The following is a 13,706-nucleotide window of genomic DNA, read 5'->3' on the forward strand; positions in this document are numbered from 1 at the left end:
CGGGCCGGCGCGTACGATCACGGGATGCTCCGGGGTCCCGTACGCGCGCTGTTCCTGCTGCTGGCCGTCCTGCTGGGCTGCGGGTCGGCGGCCTGTGGCGGCCCCGCGGGCGGACCGCGCGAGGACGCCGCCGGGCTCGCGATCCGGCGGGCGGTGGCCGACTGGTCGGCCCGGCCTCCCGCGGCGCTCGCCGCCCTCCCGCTGGAGGGCTGGACGTACGAGGTGACCTCGGTGCGCCGGGACGGCGTACGCGCCTCCGCCGCGGCCCGGCTGCGCTACCGGCTCGCCGGGTACGACGCCGCCCCGGCGGGCTCGGACCGCTCCCTCGCGCTGAGCGAGGACGGCGGCCGGTGGAAGGTCACCGGCGACCGGCCCGCGGCCGGGGCCCCGCCGCAGCTGTGGGACCAGGGGCCGGTGACGGTGGTGCGCGGGGAGCACGTGCTGGTGCTGGGCGGCGCCGGGCGGTCCCGGGCGGAGCTGGAGGCCGTCGCGGGGGTGGCCGGGCGGACCGTCCCCGAGGTGAGCGCGGCCTGGCCCCGGCCGTGGGCGGGCCGGGTGGTGGTCGTGGTCCCCGGGTCCCTGGACGCGATGGCGGCGCTGCTGGGCCGCCCCGTCGACGCCTACCGGGGGCTCGCGGCGGTGACCACCGCGCTGGTGGGCGCGGCCCCCGCCCCGGCCGACCGGGTGGTGGTCAACCCGCAGGCGTACGGGGAGCTGAGCGAGGAGGGCCGCCAGGTGGTCCTCACCCACGAGAGCACCCATGTCGCGACCCGCTCCGCGACCACCGACACGACCCCGCTGTGGCTCTCGGAGGGCTTCGCCGACTGGGCGGCGTACCGCTCGGCGGGGCGCACCCCGGCGCAGGCCGCGCCCGCCCTGCGCCGGGCCGTGGGCCGGGGTGAACTTCCGTCCGCGCTCCCCTCGAACGAGGAGTTCACCTTCGGGGGTGACGCGCAGGCGCTGGCCCGGGCCTACGAGGGGGCCTGGCTGGCCTGTCGGCTGATCGCCGACCGGTGGGGCGAGGCGGCCCTGGTCAGGCTCTATGAGAGCGCGGGCCGCACCGCGCTGCCGATGGCCCTGCGGACCACCCTGGACACGGACCTCCCCCACCTCACCCAAACGTGGCAGTCGACCCTGAGGAAGGAGCTCCGGTGAGCGGTAGCCTCGCCGCACGATGCACAAGACGCTGATCGTGACCAACGATTTCCCGCCACGGCCGGGCGGCATCCAGGCCTTCCTCCACAACATGGCCCTGCGGCTGGATCCGGACCGGATCGTCGTCTACGCCTCCACCTGGAAGCGCGGTGCGCAAGCCCGCGCGGCCACCGCCGCCTTCGACGCGGAACAGCCCTTCCCGGTGGTCCGCGACGGGGCGACCGTGCTGCTGCCGACGCCCCGGGTCACCCACCGGGCGGCCGGTCTGCTGCGGGAACACGGCTGCGAGGCGGTCTGGTTCGGCGCCGCGGCCCCGCTCGCCCTGATGGGGCCCGCCCTGCGCCGGGCAGGGGCCCGGCGGGTGGTCGCGACCACCCACGGGCACGAGGCGGGCTGGTCCCAGCTGCCCGGCGCCCGCGGGCTGCTGCACCGGATCGGCGAGGGCACGGACACGATCACCTACCTCGGCGAGTACACCCGGTCGCGGATCGCGGGCGCGCTGACTCCCGGGGCGGCGTCGCGGATGGTGTGGCTGCCGCCGGGCGTGGACGAGAAGACCTTCCACCCCGGCTCGGGCGGTGACCTGATCCGGGCCCGGCTGGGGCTCGCCGGCCGGCCGGTGGTGGTGTGCGTGTCCCGGCTGGTGCCGCGCAAGGGCCAGGACACCCTGATCCGGGCGCTCCCCCTGATCCGGGCCGAGGTGCCGGAGACGGCGTTGCTGATCGTGGGCGGCGGGCCCTACGAGGGCGCCCTGCGGGCGCTCGCCGAGGCGGCGGGGGTCGCGGACGCGGTGCGCTTCACGGGGGCCGTGCCGTGGCGGGAGCTGCCCGCGCACTTCGGGGCGGGCGACGTCTTCGCTATGCCGTGCCGGACCCGGCGGGGCGGGCTGGACGTGGAGGGCCTGGGCATCGTGTACCTGGAGGCCTCGGCGAGCGGTCTGCCGGTGGTCGCGGGGGACTCGGGGGGCGCGCCGGACGCGGTCCTGGACGGGGAGACGGGGTGGGTGGTGCGGGGCGGTTCCGTGCCGGACGCGGCGGACCGGATCGTGTCGCTGCTCCAGAACCCGGCCCTGGCCCGCCGCATGGGGGAGCGGGGCCGCGCGTGGGTGGAGGAGCGGTGGCGCTGGGACCTGCTGGCGGAGCGGCTGCGCGGGCTGCTGTGACCGGCGGCGCCGTTCACGGGACTTCTCCGCCCCGGACCGCGCACCCCGGACCTCGTGCCCCGGACCGCGCACCCCGACCTCGTGCCCCGGACCCCGGACGCCGCGCCCCGCACCGCGCCCCGGACGTCGACGAGGTGGAAGGATGCCCTCGAACGGGGCGGGGCGGAGGTCGGCCGCCATATCTGACTGTCACTCAGATGTGTGGCGGTACCGCGTCTGGGTGGACGGCCGGATTCCGCCCATGATGCGACCATGACATCACATCTGACGCGCCGTCATCTCCTGGGGATCGGCGCCCTCCAGACCGCCGCCGCCCTCGGGTTCACCCGGATCGGGCTGTCCGCCGCGGCCGCCGCCGAGCCCCCGGCCGCGCAGTACGCCCCCGCCATCGTCGTCGGGTCCGGCTACGGCTCCGCCGTCGCCGCCCTGCGCCTCGGGCAGGCGGGCGTGCGTACCGTCGTCCTGGAGATGGGAAGGCTCTGGGACACCCCGGGGCCCGACGGGAAGGTCTTCCCCTCCACCTCCGCCCCCGACCAGCGCTCCATGTGGTTCCGCACCCGCACCGAGGCCCCGCTCGCCACCTTCCTCTGGCTGGACGTGGTCAACCGGAACATCTCCCCCTATCCGGGCGTCCTGGACCGCGTGAACTACGGGGACATGTCCGTGTACGTGGGCCGGGGCGTCGGCGGCGGCTCCCTCGTCAACGGCGGTATGGCGCCCACCCCCAAGCGCTCGTACTTCACCGAACTGCTGCCCCGCGTCGACGCCGACGAAATGTACGGCACCTACTACCCGCGCGCCCGCCAGATGCTCGGGGTCAACGACATCGACCCGTCCTGGTTCGAGTCCACCGAGTGGTACCGCTTCGCCCGGATCTCCCGCAAGCACGCCCAGAACACCGGCCTGAAGACCACTTTCGTGCCCAACGTCTACGACTTCGAGTACATGAAGCGGGAGGCGGCCGGGACCGCCACCAGGTCCGCGCTCGCGGGCGAGGTCATCTACGGCAACAACCACGGCAAGAAGAGCGTCGACAAGACCTACCTCGCCGCCGCCATCGGCACCGGCAACGTCACCATCGAGACCCTCCAGCGCGTGGTCGCCGTACGCCGGGACCCGGCGGGCGGGTACGTCCTCACCGTCCGGACCAGCGACCTGACCGGCCGGGTCACCCAGACCCGTGAACTGGGCTGCAAGCAGCTCTTCCTGGGGGCGGGCAGCCTCGGCACCACCGAGATCCTGCTGCGCGCCCGCGAGACCGGCACCCTGCCCGCCCTGAACGACCAGGTGGGCCTCGGCTGGGGCCACAACGGCAACGTGATGACCGCCCGGGCCAACCACCTCTGGGACACGGTCGGCGCCAACCAGGCCACCATGCCCGCCCTGGGCATCGACGACTGGGACAACGCCTCGAACCCCGTCTTCGCCGAGATAGCCCCGCTGCCCATGGGGATCGAGCACTGGATCTCGATGTACCTGGCGATCACCAAGAACCCGGAGCGCGGCCACTTCACCTACGACGCCGCGAGCGACTCGGCCCGGCTCCAGTGGACCCGGGACCAGAACACCCCGTCCGTGAACGCGGCGAAACGGCTCTTCGACCGGGTCAACCGGGCCAACTTCACGATCTACCGCTACGACCTGTTCGGCGAGAACAGGGCCTTCGCCGACAACTTCACCTACCACCCGCTGGGCGGCTGCGTCCTGGGCAACGCCACCGACGACTACGGCCGGGCCAAGGGCTACCAGGGCCTGTACGTGGTCGACGGCTCGCTCGTCCCGGGCTCGCTCGGGGTGAACCCGTTCGTCACCATCACCGCCCTCGCGGAGCGGAACATGGCGCGGATCCTCGCCGAGGACCCTCGCTAGCGCCGCGGCCGGCCGGGCCGGGGGTCAGCCGCGGTAGAGGGCCTCGACCTCGTCCGCGTAGTCCTTCGCCACCACATTGCGCTTGAGCTTCAGCGAGGGCGTGAGGTGACCCGACTCCTCCGTGAACTGGGAGGGCAGAATGCGGAATTTCCGCACCGATTCCGCCTTGGAAACCGCCGCGTTGCCGTCGTCCACGGCCTGCTGCACGGCCGCGTTGAGGTCCGCGTCCTCGCGCAGCGACGCCGCCGTCGACCCCGCGGGCTTGCCGTTCTCCGCCGCCCACCGGCCGAGGAACTCCTCGTCGATGGTCACCAGCGCGGCCACGAACGGCCTCGCGTCGCCGACCACCATGCACTCGGCGACCAGCGCGTGGGCACGGATCCGGTCCTCGATCACCGCGGGAGCGACGTTCTTGCCGCCCGCGGTGACGATGAGTTCCTTCTTGCGGCCGGTGATCGCGAGGTACCCGTCCTCGTCGAGGGTGCCCACGTCGCCGGTCCGGAACCAGCCGTCGACCAGGGCGTCGGCGGTGGCGGTCTCGTTCTTCCAGTACTCCTTGAAGATGTGCTCGCCGTGCAGCAGCACCTCGCCGTCGTCGGCGATGCGCACGACCGACCCCGGGAGCGGCTGGCCGACCGTACCGATCTTCGTCCGGTCCCACGGGTTGAAGGCGGTCGCGGCGCAGGACTCCGTCAGGCCGTAGCCCTCCAGCACGGTGAAGCCGATGCCGCGGAAGAAGTGGCCGAGCCGCTCGCCGAGCGGGGCGCCGCCGGAGATCGCGTACTCGCCGCGTCCGCCGAGCACCGTGTGCAGCTTGCCGTAGACCAGCTTCGTGAACACCTTGTGCTTGAGCTTGAGGCCGAACGACGGGCCGCCCGGGGCGTCCAGCGCCTTGCTGTACGCGATCGCCGTCTCGGCGGCCGCGTCGAAGATCTTGCCCTTGCCGTCGGCCTGCGCCTTGGCGCGCGCCGAGTTGTAGACCTTCTCGAAGACCCGCGGCACGCCGAGGATCAGCGTCGGCTTGAAGGACTGCAGCTCGTCGGTGAGGTTCTTGATGTCCGGTACGCAGCCCAGCCGGATGGGGGCCAGCACGGCCGCCACCTCGACCAGGCGCCCGAACACGTGGGCCGCCGGGAGGAACAGCAGGACCGAGCACTCGCCGGTGCGGAAGAGCGGGCTGAGCCGCTCCACCACGTTGCCGCACTCGGCGAAGAAGTTGCGGTGGGTCAGCACGCAGCCCTTGGGGCGGCCGGTGGTGCCCGAGGTGTAGACGATGGTCGCCGGGTCGTCGGCGTTCGCCAGGCCGCTGCGCTCGTCGACCTCGGCGTCGCTCACGTCGGCGCCGGAGGCCTTCAGGGCCGCTAGGGCGCCCGCCTCGATCTCCCAGACCTCGCGCAGCTCGGGGAGCCGGTCGCGCAGGGCGGCCACGGTCGCGGTGTGCCCGGGGCTCTCGACGATCACGGCGGCCGCGCCGGAGTCGCCGAGGATCCACTGGATCTGCTCCGGCGAGCTGGTCTCGTACACCGGGACGGTGACGGCGCCCGCGGTCCAGATCGCGAAGTCGGTCAGCACCCACTCGTAGCGGGTCCGCGAGATCAGGGCGACCCGGTCGCCGGGGCGGATGCCCGCGGCGATCAGGCCCTTCGCGACGGCGTGGACCTCCGCCAGGAACTCGGTGGCGGTCACGTCCTGCCAGGCGCCGTCGACCTTGCGTGCCATCACGGCGGTGGTCGGATGCTGAGCGGCGTTGCGGCGGATGAGATCCGTCAGGTTCCCGTCCGACGGGACCTCGTACAGGGCCGGAAGACTGAACTCGCGCAAGACTGCTGCTCCTCTGGGCGCCATCGCCACCATGTGGACCGACCGGACGTTACCCACGAGTAGTGGGTTCCCGATAGAGGGAACCGGCCAGATGTTCCGTGCGTCACACGACACGGCCGTGCCCGGCCGACCCTAGTCGACGCTCTCCGTGACCCGGAAGTAACCGCAGGTCCGGGCAGCTGTACGAGATCCCCTGTTCCCGGATCCCCGGCACGCCTAGGGTGGCGGCATGGGTGGCACGAGCAGTACGAAAAGCGGCGACGGGCGCCGGACGGGCAAGAGCGGCACGCGGGTCCACGTGATCAGCGACGTCCACGGCAACGCCGCGGCCCTGGCGCGGGCCGGAGAGGGCGCCGACGCCCTGATCTGCCTCGGCGACCTGGTCCTCTTCCTGGACTACACCGACCATTCGCGCGGCATCTTCCCCGACCTCTTCGGCGTCGAGAACGCCGACCGGATCGTGGCCCTGCGCACCGAACGCCGCTTCGACGAGGCCCGCGCGCTGGGCCGCGAGCTGTGGGCGGGCCTGGACCGCGAGCGGGTGATCGAGGGCGCGGTGCGCAGGCAGTACGAGGAGATGTTCGCCGCGTTCCCCACCCCCACCTACGCCACCTACGGCAACGTCGACATCCCGGCGCTCTGGCCGCAGTACGCCCGCCCCGGCACCACCGTCCTCGACGGCGAGCGCGTGGAGATCGGCGGCCGGGTCTTCGGCTTCGTCGGCGGCGGCCTGCCCTCCCCGATGCGCACCCCGTACGAGGTGGACCCCGAGGAGTACGCGGCCAAGATCGAGGCGCTCGGCGAGGTCGACGTCCTGTGCTCGCACATCCCGCCCGAGGTCCCCGAACTCTGCTACGACACCGTCGCCCGCCGGTTCGAACGCGGCAGCGCGGCCCTGCTCGACGCCATCCGCAGGACCCGCCCCCGCTACGCCCTCTTCGGGCACGTGCACCAGCCGATGGCCCGCCGGATGCGGATCGGCGGCACCGAGTGCGTGAACGTCGGGCACTTCGCGGCGACGGGAACGCCCTGGGCCCTGGAGTGGTGAGGCCCACCCGCGCGGTAGCCTTCACGCGGCGGCCACAGGCCGCACACTTCCTCGAACGTCCCCCAGCTGCCGCTGGGAGGTACCCCCAGCCCGGAGGAGCGACCGCGATGGCGGAACACACCAGCTCGAGCATCACGATCGAAGCGGCGCCCGCCGACGTCATGGCCGTGATCGCCGACTTCGGACGGTACCCCGAGTGGACCGGCGAGGTGAAGGAGGCCGAGGTGCTGGCCACCGACGCCGCGGGCCGCGCCGAGAAGGTGCGCCTGCTCCTCGACGCCGGAGCGATCAAGGACGACCACACCCTCAACTACGCCTGGAAGGGCGCGGACGAGGTCAGCTGGACCCTGGACAAGTCGCAGATGCTGCGCCAGCTCGACGGGTCCTACCGGCTGGCCCCGCTGGACGGCGGCGCCCGCACCGAGGTCACCTACCAGCTGACCGTGGACGTCAAGATCCCGATGCTCGGCATGATCAAGCGCAAGGCCGAGAAGGTCATCATCGACCGCGCGCTCGCGGGCCTGAAGAAGCGCGTCGAGTCCGTCGAGGCCTGAGCCCCGCCCGGCCCACCGGCCGCCGCCCCTCCCGCTGTATCCGAACCGGAGCCGTCGTACGTGCACACCTTGCTGATCACCGGCCCCGGGGGCTCGGGACGGACCACCGTCACGGCCGCCACCGCCCTCGCGGCGGCCCGGCGCGGGCGGCGGGTACTGGTCCTCTCCGGCGACCCCGGTGACCCGCTGGGCGCGCTCCTGGGCCCGGCGCTCGGCGCGCCCGTCGAGGTCGGGGCCGGGCTGGACGCCGTACCGGTCGCGGCCGAAGGGCTGTGGGCCGCCCGGATCGACTCCGGGGACGAGGTCCGCGCCGAGCTCGTCGCCCTCCAGGAACGCGGCTCCGCCGTCCTCGGCATGCTCGGGGCCCGGCCCCTGGGCGCCGAGGAACTCACCGAACTCCCCGGCGCCGAACAGTTCGCCCTGCTGAGGGCGCTGCGCCGGGCGGCCGGAGCGGCCCGGTCCGGAGCCTTCGACCTGGTCGTCGTCGACATGCCGCCCGTCCACCAGGCCATCGCCGCCCTCGCGCTCCCGGCCCAGCTGCGCCGCTACCTGTCCCGGCTGCTGCCCGCCCAGCGGCAGGCCGCCCGGGCGCTGAGGCCCGTACTGGCCCAGCTGGCCGGAGTGCCGATGCCCGCGCAGTGGCTGTACGAGGCCGCCGCGCGCTGGGACGAGGAGCTGGCCGCCGTGCAGGCCGTCGTCGAGGCGGACACCACCTCCGTACGGATGGTGGCCGAGCCGGGCCCCGGCGCCGACGCCGCGCTCCGGCTCGGGATGCTCGGCCTGGCCCTGCACCAGCTGCCCGTCGGGGCGGTCGTGGCCAACCGGCTCGTGCCCCGCGGCTCCGCGGACCCCTGGCTGGCCGGGCTGGCCGCGCAGCAGGACACCTACGTCGCCGCCTGGGCGAAGGCCCACCCCGGTGCGGCCGGGCCGGGCCTAGCCCACCTGGGCGCCGACCCGGGCGGACCGCGGGAGCTGGCCGCGCTGGACTGCGACGCGCTGGCGGCCGTGCCCCGCGGAACGCGCCCGGAGTGGGCCGTGGAGGACCGGACCGCCGAGGACGGGGTGCTCGTCTGGGCGGTCCCGCTGCCCGGGGCCCAGAAGCCGGACCTGGACCTGGTCCGGCGCGGGGACGAGCTGCTGCTGACGGCGGGCCCGTTCCGCAGGATCGTTTCCCTGCCCTCGGCCCTGCGCCGCTGCACCGTCTCGGGCGCCGGACTGCACGAGGGGACCCTGCGGATCCGGTTCACCCCGGACCCCGGCCAGTGGCCGCTTCGCCCCTGAACGCCGTGCCCCCGTTCGGGTAACGTCGAGGGTGTTCCCCCAGCGCCACCGCGCCGCCGCCGTATCCAGCCGTATCCAGGAGAGTCCGCCATGAGCGAGGCCACCGACCGTCCCGCAGACGACGACGCCTGGGCCGAGGCGTGCGCCGAAGACCTGGCCGCCGAGCGGGAACGACGCCGCTCCGGGCGGGACGGCGGCGCCACCGTCCCCGGCAGCGCCGCCGAGGAACTGTTCAAGCTGTTCGACGCGGTCGCCGACAAGGTCGCCGGGCTGAACAACCCGCTGATCGGGATGGCCGCCCAGGGTGCCGCCCGGCAGTTCGTCAGCCAGGCCAAGAGCGCCGTCAAGCCCGTCGTCGAGCGCAACCCCGAGGTTTTCGACCACCTCGCGGCCGCCGGATCCGAGCTGCTCGCCGCTTACCGCTCGGCCGTCGAGGGCCACGAACGCCGCTGGGCCCGGGACGAGCCCTCGCCGCGCACGGATCCGCAGGCAGGACCCAAGAACGACGACGACGGATCCGGGCCCGCCGAGCGCATCGATCTCGACTGACTCCCGTCCAGCCCTCGGGTACCGTGGGCCCTGGCGGGGCTTGACCGGAAACCGAGGGACTAATGGGACTCACCATCGGCGTCGACATCGGCGGCACGAAGATCGCGGCCGGCGTGGTCGACGAAGAGGGCACCATCCTTGAGACGTACAAGGTGCCCACCCCGCCGACCGCGGACGGCGTGACCGACGCGATCTGCGCCGCAGTGTCCGAAGTCGGCAGCAGCCACACCATCGACGCCGTCGGCATCGGCGCCGCCGGATACGTGGACGACAAGCGCGCGACCGTGCTCTTCGCGCCCAACATCGACTGGCGGCACGAGCCGCTCAAGGACAAGGTCGAGCAGCGCATCGGTCTGCCGGTCGTCGTCGAGAACGACGCCAACTGCGCCGCCTGGGGCGAGTACCGCTTCGGCGCCGGCCAGGGCCACGACGACGTCATCTGCATCACCCTCGGCACCGGCCTCGGCGGCGGCATCATCATCGGCAACAAGCTGCGCCGCGGCCGCTTCGGCGTCGCCGCCGAATTCGGCCACATCCGGGTCGTCCCCGACGGCCTGCTGTGCGGCTGCGGCAGCCAGGGCTGCTGGGAGCAGTACGCCTCCGGGCGCGCGCTCGTCCGGTACGCCCGCCAGCGGGCCAACGCCACCCCCGAGAACGCGAAGACCCTGCTCGCGCTCGGCGACGGCACCCCCGAGGGCATCGAGGGCAAGCACATCAGCGAGGCCGCCCGGGCGGGCGACCTGGTGGCCATCGACTCGTTCCGCGAACTGGCCCGCTGGGCCGGAGCCGGACTGGCCGACCTGGCCTCGCTCTTCGACCCGTCGGCGTTCATCGTCGGCGGCGGGGTCTCCGACGAGGGCGACCTCGTCCTCGACCCGATCCGCAAGTCCTTCAAGCGCTGGCTGATCGGCGGCGCCTGGCGCCCGCACGCCCAGGTCCTCGCCGCACAGCTGGGCGGCAAGGCCGGGCTCGTCGGCGCGGCGGACCTGGCCCGCCAGGGCTGAGCCGTCCGGCTACGGCATTCTGCCCGTCGCGCCCCCCGGGGGAGCGGCGGGCAGCTGCGTAGGTTGGCCGGTATGAGTCTGCCGACGCCGCCTCCGCTGCCCAACTCCCGTACCGAAGCCGACGGTTCCGCCGTGATCCGGGTCCTCGGCTACAACGTGCGCTCGCTGCGCGACGACGAGGACGCGCTGGTCCGGGTGATCCGGGCCTGCGCACCCGACCTGGTCTTCGTCCAGGAAGCCCCGCGGTTCTTCCGGTGGCGCAAACACGCGGCCCGCCTCGCCGCGAAGACGGACCTCGTGGTGCTGAGCGGGGGCGCCACGGCCGCCGGGCCGCTTCTGCTGTGCTCGCTGCGGGCCTTCGTGGAACGTACGGAGGACATCCTGCTGCCGCTGACCCCCGGGGAGCACCGGCGGGGCTTCGCCACGGCGGTGGTCCGGATCGGCGGCGTACGGCTCGGGGTCCTGAGCGCGCACCTGTCGCTGCGGGCGGCGGAACGGTACGAGCAGGCGGGGATGCTGCTGGAACGGCTGGCCGCGATGGACGCGCCGTACGTGGTGGCCGCCGGTGACATCAACGAACGGCCGGAGGGGCCCGCGTTCCGCCGGCTGGCGGGGGAGCTGCAGGACTGCTGGACGGCGGCGCCGTGGGGCGGGGAGCTCACGTCGGAGCACGTGCCGGGGGGCCAGCGGATCGACGCCGTGTTCGCTTCGCGCGGGGTGGAGGTGCTGGGCTGCGGGGTGCCCCGGGGGCTGGCGGGGGTCTCCGACGCGGACCTCTCCGCGGCGACGGACCACTACCCGGTCCTGGCCGCCCTCCGCCTACCGGCGAGGTAGCGCCCGCCGCCGCCCTCGATCGCCGGGCGGGCTGGTTCTGCGCAGGGCGACACGAGCCCGCCCGGCGTTTGAGGGCCGCCTCAGCCCGCCCGGCGCTTGAGGGCGGCGGGTGGGGTCAGACCACCGCGCCGCGGCCCGGGTGGTCGTCTTCGTCGTCGTCCCCACGGGTCATACGGGCCACCAGCGTCCCGAACCCGCCCAGGAAGCCACCGACGCCCAGCGCCGTCAGCCACCAGGTCATCTCCCACTGGAACAGCACCGCCAACAGCAGCAGCACCGGCCCGCCCACCACCGCCAGCCAGGCGAAGCGGGACGTGGTGTCGCCGGACGGCAACGGCGGCGGCTCCGGCGGGACGAAGTGTCCCTCGTCCGAGGCCCCCGCCCCCGCGTCGGCGGCCGGCTCCGGCAGCGCGTGGTCACGCGGCCCGACGCCCACGCCCGGCGCGAACACCACCGAGCTGCCCAGCACCGGCGGCCCGGCCGGTCCGGTCGGCCCGGCGTCCTTCTCCGGCGGCTTCGGCGTCACGGCCGGCTCCGGCTGGACGTCCTCCTCCGGCAGCATCAGGTTCTCGATCGGTCTGTACGGCCGTGCGCCCGGCGGGTCCGGCGGTTCCTGCCCGTACCCGGCGACGATCGCCGCCCACGCCGCTTCCTCGTCCAGTGGAGGCACGCCTCCCGACGACTCCTCGTGCTCAGCCACCGCTGGCCGCCCCCTCCCTGCCGACGCTCTCCGCGAGCCGCCCGATGAACGCGTAGCTGTCCGCGAAGATCCGCTCCGCGTCATGGTCCAACGTCGCGACGTGGTAGCTCTGTTCCAGCAGGGTCTCGGTGACATCGGTGGAGGACACCCGCGCCAGCACCCGCGCCGAGTCCACGGGCGGTACGACATGGTCCTGCGGGCTGTGCAGAAGCAGCATCGGCTGGGTCACCTGGGGCAGCTCGGTGTCCACGAGCCGCAGGAACTGGCGCAGCGAGTGCGCGGCCCGGGTCGGGATCCGGTCGTACCCGACCTCCTCGGAACCGCCCTTGGCGATGTCACTGGCGATGCCCGGCGTGGAACGGACGAAGTGCCGGGCCACCGGCAGGGCGAACGCCAGCGGGTCGTGCACCTTGTTGGCCGGATTGACCACGACCACACCGCTGATCGCGTCCCCGTACTTGGCGGCCAGCCGCAGCGTGAGCGCCCCGCCCATGGACAGCCCGAACACGAACACCTGCTCGCACCGCTCCAGCAGCTCCCGCAGGGCGCGGTCGACCTCGGCGTACCAGTCCTGCCAGCCGGTGAGCTGCATGTCCTGCCACCTGGTGCCGTGCCCGGGGAGCAGCGGCAGCGACACCGTCAGTCCGCGCTCGGCCAGATACTCGGCCCAGGGGCGCAGCGACTGCGGGGAACCGGTGAAGCCGTGGCAAAGAAGGACACCGACCTCTCCGCCCTCGTGGCGGAACGGCTCGGCTCCAGGGAGGACGGGCACCTGAGTCTCCTTGATCATCACGTTCTGGGGGCGGGTGCGCTGTGTGACTTCACCGTACGCGACCGCGCTGACACCGACCAGGGTCGTCGGGCCGCCAGGGGCCCGGTCACGGGTTAAGGTCTGTTCGACAGACAAAGGAAGGCTTTCGAGTTGATCTACGGCGCAATGAAGTTCTCCATCGGCGGCTCCCTGAAGCTCGCTTTCAGGCCGTGGGTGGAGGGCCTCGAGAACATTCCCGCCGAGGGGCCGGCGATCCTCGCGAGTAACCATTTGTCCTTCTCCGACTCCTTCTTCCTGCCCGCGGTGCTGGACCGGAAGGTCACCTTCATCGCCAAGGCGGAGTACTTCACCTCGCCGGGGGTCAAGGGCAGGCTGACGGCCGCCTTCTTCAAGGGCGTCGGCCAGCTCCCGGTGGACCGCTCCGGCGCGCGCGGCGCGGGCGAGGCCGCCATCAAGAGCGGCATCGATGTCATCGAACGCGGGGAGCTGTTCGGTATTTACCCCGAGGGGACGCGTTCACCCGACGGCCGCCTCTACCGGGGCAAGCCCGGCGGCCTGGCCCGGGTGGCGCTGGCCACCGGCGCCCCGGTGATCCCCGTGGCGATGATCGACACCGAGAAGATCCAGCCCCCCGGCAAGGTCGTCCCGAAGCTGATGCGCCCGGGCATCCGGATCGGCAAGCCGCTCGACTTCAGCCGCTACCACGGCATGGACGGCGACCGCTTCATCCTCCGCTCGGTGACCGACGAGGTCATGTACGAGATCATGAAGCTGTCCGGCCAGGAGTACGTCGACATCTACGCGACCGCCGCCAAGCGGCAGATCGCCGACGCCGAGAAGGCCGCCAGGGCCGACCAGGCCGCTGAGGCCGCCGCGGAGGCGGCCGCCGACGCCGAGAAGAAGTAGCGCACGCGCGGAACACGGGGGGACGGGCGGACCGGGCGGGGCCGCCCGTGA

Annotated in this window: 13 protein-coding genes; 10 read left to right on the forward strand and 3 right to left on the reverse strand. The window is 73.4% G+C overall.

Going from position 1 to position 13,706, the window contains the following annotated elements:
- The first annotated feature begins 24 nt into the window (after positions 1-24).
- The 3 genes from QMF80_RS21270 (at position 25) to QMF80_RS21280 (ending at position 4,186) form a co-directional block, all read left to right on the forward strand.
- On the forward strand, positions 25-1,155 hold the full coding sequence (locus QMF80_RS21270) for a hypothetical protein (protein WP_283455663.1): 1,131 nt from the start codon (positions 25-27) through the stop codon (positions 1,153-1,155).
- A 19-nt stretch (positions 1,156-1,174) separates the two neighbouring features.
- Complete coding sequence (locus tag QMF80_RS21275; RefSeq protein WP_283455665.1) at positions 1,175-2,317, forward strand: glycosyltransferase family 4 protein; 1,143 nt, start codon at positions 1,175-1,177, stop codon at positions 2,315-2,317.
- Between the two features lie 252 nt (positions 2,318-2,569).
- Positions 2,570-4,186: a GMC oxidoreductase gene (locus tag QMF80_RS21280; RefSeq protein ID WP_283455667.1), complete on the forward strand. Its 1,617-nt coding sequence runs from the start codon at positions 2,570-2,572 to the stop codon at positions 4,184-4,186.
- A gap of 24 nt (positions 4,187-4,210) precedes the next feature.
- Here the strand turns inward: QMF80_RS21280 and QMF80_RS21285 are convergent, their stop codons facing one another.
- Positions 4,211-6,007 carry an AMP-dependent synthetase/ligase gene (locus QMF80_RS21285; RefSeq protein ID WP_283455669.1) on the reverse strand — a complete coding sequence of 599 codons (1,797 nt, stop codon included), beginning with the start codon at positions 6,005-6,007 and terminating at the stop codon, positions 4,211-4,213.
- Positions 6,008-6,236: 229 nt separating this feature from the next.
- On the opposite strand from QMF80_RS21285, the gene QMF80_RS21290 reads away from it, so the two are divergent.
- The 6 genes from QMF80_RS21290 to QMF80_RS21315 all read left to right on the forward strand — a co-directional run bounded on the left by QMF80_RS21290 (position 6,237) and on the right by QMF80_RS21315 (position 11,277).
- Positions 6,237-7,055 carry a metallophosphoesterase family protein gene (locus QMF80_RS21290; RefSeq protein WP_283455671.1) on the forward strand — a complete coding sequence of 273 codons (819 nt, stop codon included), beginning with the start codon at positions 6,237-6,239 and terminating at the stop codon, positions 7,053-7,055.
- A 107-nt stretch (positions 7,056-7,162) separates the two neighbouring features.
- A complete protein-coding gene (locus QMF80_RS21295; RefSeq protein WP_283455673.1) occupies positions 7,163-7,609 on the forward strand; it encodes an SRPBCC family protein in 447 nt (148 codons plus the stop codon).
- A gap of 60 nt (positions 7,610-7,669) precedes the next feature.
- Entirely contained in the window at positions 7,670-8,890 is a 1,221-nt protein-coding gene (locus QMF80_RS21300; RefSeq protein ID WP_283455675.1) for an ArsA family ATPase, read from the forward strand.
- A gap of 90 nt (positions 8,891-8,980) precedes the next feature.
- Positions 8,981-9,439 (forward strand): DUF5304 domain-containing protein, encoded by a 459-nt coding sequence (locus QMF80_RS21305; RefSeq protein ID WP_283455677.1) that lies wholly within the window; start codon positions 8,981-8,983, stop codon positions 9,437-9,439.
- 62 nt (positions 9,440-9,501) lie between these two features.
- Positions 9,502-10,443, forward strand: a complete 942-nt coding sequence (locus QMF80_RS21310) for an ROK family glucokinase (protein ID WP_283455679.1) — start codon at positions 9,502-9,504, stop codon at positions 10,441-10,443.
- 72 nt (positions 10,444-10,515) lie between these two features.
- The gene (locus QMF80_RS21315) at positions 10,516-11,277 is read left to right on the forward strand and encodes an endonuclease/exonuclease/phosphatase family protein (protein WP_283455683.1); all 762 of its coding nucleotides are present in this window, start codon (positions 10,516-10,518) and stop codon (positions 11,275-11,277) included.
- Between the two features lie 115 nt (positions 11,278-11,392).
- On the opposite strand, the gene QMF80_RS21320 is transcribed toward QMF80_RS21315, so the two are convergent.
- Positions 11,393-11,977 (reverse strand): hypothetical protein, encoded by a 585-nt coding sequence (locus tag QMF80_RS21320; RefSeq protein WP_283455685.1) that lies wholly within the window; start codon positions 11,975-11,977, stop codon positions 11,393-11,395.
- The gene (locus QMF80_RS21325; protein ID WP_283455688.1) at positions 11,970-12,749 is read right to left on the reverse strand and encodes an alpha/beta hydrolase; all 780 of its coding nucleotides are present in this window, start codon (positions 12,747-12,749) and stop codon (positions 11,970-11,972) included. The genes QMF80_RS21320 and QMF80_RS21325 overlap by 8 nt, the downstream gene beginning before the upstream one ends.
- Positions 12,750-12,914: 165 nt before the next feature.
- On the opposite strand from QMF80_RS21325, the gene QMF80_RS21330 reads away from it, so the two are divergent.
- Positions 12,915-13,655: a lysophospholipid acyltransferase family protein gene (locus tag QMF80_RS21330; protein ID WP_283455769.1), complete on the forward strand. Its 741-nt coding sequence runs from the start codon at positions 12,915-12,917 to the stop codon at positions 13,653-13,655.
- The last annotated feature ends 51 nt before the right edge of the window (positions 13,656-13,706 follow it).

It is taken from the genome of Streptomyces sp. G-G2 (assembly GCF_030063135.1).
Classification (GTDB): domain Bacteria; phylum Actinomycetota; class Actinomycetes; order Streptomycetales; family Streptomycetaceae; genus Streptomyces.

Bases quoted from the DNA above. Each gene is read 5' to 3' on its own strand.
- QMF80_RS21270 (WP_283455663.1), top strand. From the start codon at position 25: ATGCTCCGGGGTCCCGTACGCGCGCTGTTCCTGCTGCTGGCCGTCCTG.
- QMF80_RS21275 (WP_283455665.1), top strand. From the start codon at position 1,175: ATGCACAAGACGCTGATCGTGACCAACGATTTCCCGCCACGGCCGGGC.
- QMF80_RS21280 (WP_283455667.1), top strand. From the start codon at position 2,570: ATGACATCACATCTGACGCGCCGTCATCTCCTGGGGATCGGCGCCCTC.
- QMF80_RS21290 (WP_283455671.1), top strand. From the start codon at position 6,237: ATGGGTGGCACGAGCAGTACGAAAAGCGGCGACGGGCGCCGGACGGGC.
- QMF80_RS21295 (WP_283455673.1), top strand. From the start codon at position 7,163: ATGGCGGAACACACCAGCTCGAGCATCACGATCGAAGCGGCGCCCGCC.
- QMF80_RS21305 (WP_283455677.1), top strand. From the start codon at position 8,981: ATGAGCGAGGCCACCGACCGTCCCGCAGACGACGACGCCTGGGCCGAG.
- QMF80_RS21310 (WP_283455679.1), top strand. From the start codon at position 9,502: ATGGGACTCACCATCGGCGTCGACATCGGCGGCACGAAGATCGCGGCC.
- QMF80_RS21315 (WP_283455683.1), top strand. From the start codon at position 10,516: ATGAGTCTGCCGACGCCGCCTCCGCTGCCCAACTCCCGTACCGAAGCC.
- QMF80_RS21330 (WP_283455769.1), top strand. From the start codon at position 12,915: ATGAAGTTCTCCATCGGCGGCTCCCTGAAGCTCGCTTTCAGGCCGTGG.